The 3,394-nt window shown below is 37.7% G+C and carries 4 protein-coding genes and 1 pseudogene; 1 reads left to right on the top strand and 4 read right to left on the bottom strand.

The features are described from left to right. Positions 1-511, top strand: a 511-nt coding sequence (locus tag ACTQ16_RS16465; RefSeq protein WP_441938518.1) for a group II intron maturase-specific domain-containing protein, incomplete at its 5' end; no start/stop codon positions are given. Between the two features lie 96 nt (positions 512-607). On the opposite strand, the gene ACTQ16_RS16460 is transcribed toward ACTQ16_RS16465, so the two are convergent. From ACTQ16_RS16460 to ACTQ16_RS16445, 4 genes and pseudogenes are all read right to left on the bottom strand, one after another. Continuing rightward, positions 608-1,843 carry a hypothetical protein gene (locus ACTQ16_RS16460; protein ID WP_441938517.1) on the bottom strand — a complete coding sequence of 412 codons (1,236 nt, stop codon included), beginning with the start codon at positions 1,841-1,843 and terminating at the stop codon, positions 608-610. A 119-nt stretch (positions 1,844-1,962) separates the two neighbouring features. Next, on the bottom strand, positions 1,963-2,265 hold the full coding sequence (locus tag ACTQ16_RS16455; protein ID WP_153122971.1) for a hypothetical protein: 303 nt from the start codon (positions 2,263-2,265) through the stop codon (positions 1,963-1,965). Between the two features lie 9 nt (positions 2,266-2,274). Next, entirely contained in the window at positions 2,275-3,084 is an 810-nt protein-coding gene (locus tag ACTQ16_RS16450; protein WP_153122970.1) for a ParA family protein, read from the bottom strand. Between the two features lie 150 nt (positions 3,085-3,234). Further along, a pseudogene (locus tag ACTQ16_RS16445) lies at positions 3,235-3,394 on the bottom strand (IS30 family transposase); the annotation flags it as partial.

Genomic DNA, 3,394 nt, shown 5'->3' with positions numbered 1-3,394 from the left:
GAAGGTGAACAGGGACAAGACAGTTGTGTCCTATGTGCAAGGTGTGAAATACCTTGGTTACTCCTTTTATGTAATGAAAGGCAAATGCCAACTCACGGTACACCCAAAAGCTAAAGCCAAGATGAAAGCCCGACTCAAAGAGTTGACTTCCCGAAGCAATGGCTGGGGATATGCCAAGAGGAAGCAAAAACTAGAAGAGTACATAAGGGGGTGGGTAGGTTACTATCACCTTGCCAACATGAAACGTTTCCTCATGGAAACTGACGAGTGGCTAAGGCGACGGCTACGTATGTGTATATGGAAGTCGTGGAAGAGGGTGAAAACGAGAATTGCCAACTTGATAAAGTGTGGTATAGATAAGTACCAAGCTTACATGTGGGGCAATAGTCGTTTGGGGGATTGGCGCATAGCTGGCAGTTACATACTAAGTCGTGCGATAACCAACGAAAAGTTGAGTATGGCAGGCTATGCTACATTGACGGGTTCATACATCGAATGGCACCCAAAATAGGAACCGCCGTATGCGGAACCGCATGTACGGTGGTGTGAGAGGTCGGAAAACGAAAGTAGGAGAAAAACTACTTAGTTTTCCTCCTACTCGATTGGATTATCCTTGGTAGAAAGTAGGAGCAAATGAACCAACACAATTGAAGAACTCTTGAGCTATCTTTTCTACGCCCAGAGTTTTGAGTAATTGAAAATCTTCTTGTGAAGCCTGTATGCAGAATCTTTGATTTTTCATGCCGAGGAACTTCACCCTACTGAGCAATGTTGTCTGGGAAGGATCTATTATTCTTGATAGAAATTCATTCCATTGCTCTTCCCCACACTTTTCCATTGGGATCTTGCTTTTTTCAGGTTTCACAACATGAGCAAACAAGTCACCTACAACAGGTTCTTTGGTTCCGCTAGCTTTAGGAAGTCCTTTCCTATCCAATATCTTGCCATTGATATGGGCTTTTCCCAAAGCTGTTCTTTTGATTTTAAACACCAGAGCTTCAGGATTACCTCTTGTTTGTCCCCTTTTGTATATTGGTGTGCAATCAGTGAACATTATATCAATTTTGTCTTCTTTACTTAGTTTTGCAAAATCTTCTTGTACTGCATCCAATACTTGTTTCTTAAATTGAGAGAATTTTGGATACTGTTCTTCCTCTACTGTTCCGTCTTCAGCTATTTTAGCCATACCTAGATATTCTTTCAGTTGCATGAAAGGTACTTTTATGGTCATTTTGCCTTTATTTATTCCCATTTGACGCAGTAGAAAGAGATATATTCTTGGAGTGTTAAGTCGGCTAGCATATCGTGCAATCAAGGCTATATGATGAATGAAGCCTTGGCTCATGTCAAATGCATATTTGGCAACAACTGGGTCAATTTTTAACTCGACCTCTCCTTTTGACCTATCGTATGATACTCCCTGTTTTGTATAGCCGTTTGTCACAATATCTTCTGTTATGTTTGAAAATACGTGCTGAATAACGGCTTTGCCATCTATTTTGATTCTCACACTAAAGTCTAGGAGTTCTTTAAGAGTTTTACGCAGATCTTTATAGTGGCTTGATTCTATACCTAATTCACTCAATTTAAGTTTGATTTTAGGTACATTCATGGCAACGTGTTCTTTATCTACTTCAAACATATAGTCTGAACGTAGATTTCCTTTTTCACGCTTTTCGTTGAAGTATCTCGTAACGTATTCTTGTAGATGTGAACTTACGCAAAACAATATATGTTGCTGGGAAAGCGTGCATTGTTTGTCTATCTTGGTGAAACTAAATGGAGTATTTATCCACTGCTCATCAACATGGCTCTTTGCTATTTCATTTTTTTTATCTGTCATATTGATATTTCTGTTAGTATAAACAATGATTTTGTTTTTTGTTGTCGAAATCCCGTTTTTTAGTTTCCAAATAAGTAAACTTGATCCATAGTCTAAAAATTTTAGATTATGGTTGTCTCTTAAGACTCGTTTTTCTTAACTTGTATGTACAATCTTATTGCTTCACGTATGATTTCTTCATAATTCATCCCTTTGCTGCTAAGTTTAATCAGCATCAGTTCTTTAAAGTCTTCTTCTGACAGATATGTCTGAACTGCATGCATGGTTGCTCTTTTTTCTGCCAGACTCATTTTTTTCTTTTTTGCCGGTTGTTTTGCCGGTTGCTCTATATTATGCATAACAGGTTGTTCTACTGGTTGTTCTGCGCCTGGACGAACTGCCTTATTCATATTACTAAAGGCTGCACGAAAATCCTTTCCCATTTTTCCTAATTATTTAAAATTAAACAATTCTTTAATAACCAATTCATAATCTATTGCGGCTGAGCAATAAGGGGCATAATGAAACAAATCTTGTTTTACTGTTTGAGCCTCATTAACCTTGATACAGCGTCGAACACCATGTTTTAGAATTTTTTCTTTATATTTTTCACGTAGAGTTGATAAAGCTTGTCGCACAATGACTGGTCTCTCGTCCAGCATAACTGGCAATAACCCTAACAATTCCAAATCTTTATTCAACGCAAAACGACCTTCTTTGACTTCCTTCATTGCTGCAAGAACAGCGGATAATCCAAAAACAGACAAGCCTTCCATCTGAACAGGAATAAGCAAATGACTGGCCACCACCATTGCGTTGTAAGTAGATAGCGACATTGCTGGAGGACAATCTATAAAGATGTAATCAAAGTAATCTATTGGATTACTTATGCTCTCACCTGTATAATCAATACAGTCACTATTGATGCATGCGCCTAACACTTGACGAGGTGCACCTGTGTTTTGAAGAAAAGGATCGACATCCTGCATCTTTGCAGAGCCAGGAACATAATATACACCTGTTTCTGTTTTGTAGATAGGTAATCCCTTACATGCGATCATTGACTCAAAAACAGTAGCACACCCTTCTGGTGCATGATTTAAAAGGGTCAAGTTGCATTGAGGATCTAAGTCTATCTCAAGGATTCTTAATGTTTTATCCTTTCTCAACATTCCTGCTGCAAGATTTTGCACTGTTGTTGTTTTGCCTACGCCTCCTTTATTGTTGACGATAGCCAAAATCATTTTCAGTTTATTTTCCATGTTTTTGACTTTTAATTATTCATTTTTGTGCAAAGATACATTATTAATTTGAAATAGCCAAATTTTAAATTACTTTTTTACATGGAAACATGTTTTTTGACGAACATGTTTTCATGAATAAATTCGCGAATTCAACAAGCAAGTTCAAAATTACGAAATGTTTTTGTAAAAGCACTCCTTTGGTGTTGAGAAATTCAAATTCTTTCTTGGTCTCTCATTAATTTTTGCCGTAAACTTTGTTATTTTCTGCTGACTGAAGTTTGAAAACGCAGCAGACTTAGGAATGTACTGCCTAACGAGTCCGTTTGCA

The organism is Prevotella sp. LCP21S3_D2 (assembly GCF_052118345.1).
GTDB lineage: Bacteria > Bacteroidota > Bacteroidia > Bacteroidales > Bacteroidaceae > Prevotella.
The sequence above is the reverse complement of the archived record's forward strand: the minus strand, read 5'-3'. Positions and strand labels throughout refer to the sequence as shown.

Bases quoted from the DNA above. Each gene is read 5' to 3' on its own strand.
- ACTQ16_RS16460 (WP_441938517.1), bottom strand. From the start codon at position 1,843: ATGACAGATAAAAAAAATGAAATAGCAAAGAGCCATGTTGATGAGCAG.
- ACTQ16_RS16455 (WP_153122971.1), bottom strand. From the start codon at position 2,265: ATGGGAAAGGATTTTCGTGCAGCCTTTAGTAATATGAATAAGGCAGTT.
- ACTQ16_RS16450 (WP_153122970.1), bottom strand. From the start codon at position 3,084: ATGGAAAATAAACTGAAAATGATTTTGGCTATCGTCAACAATAAAGGA.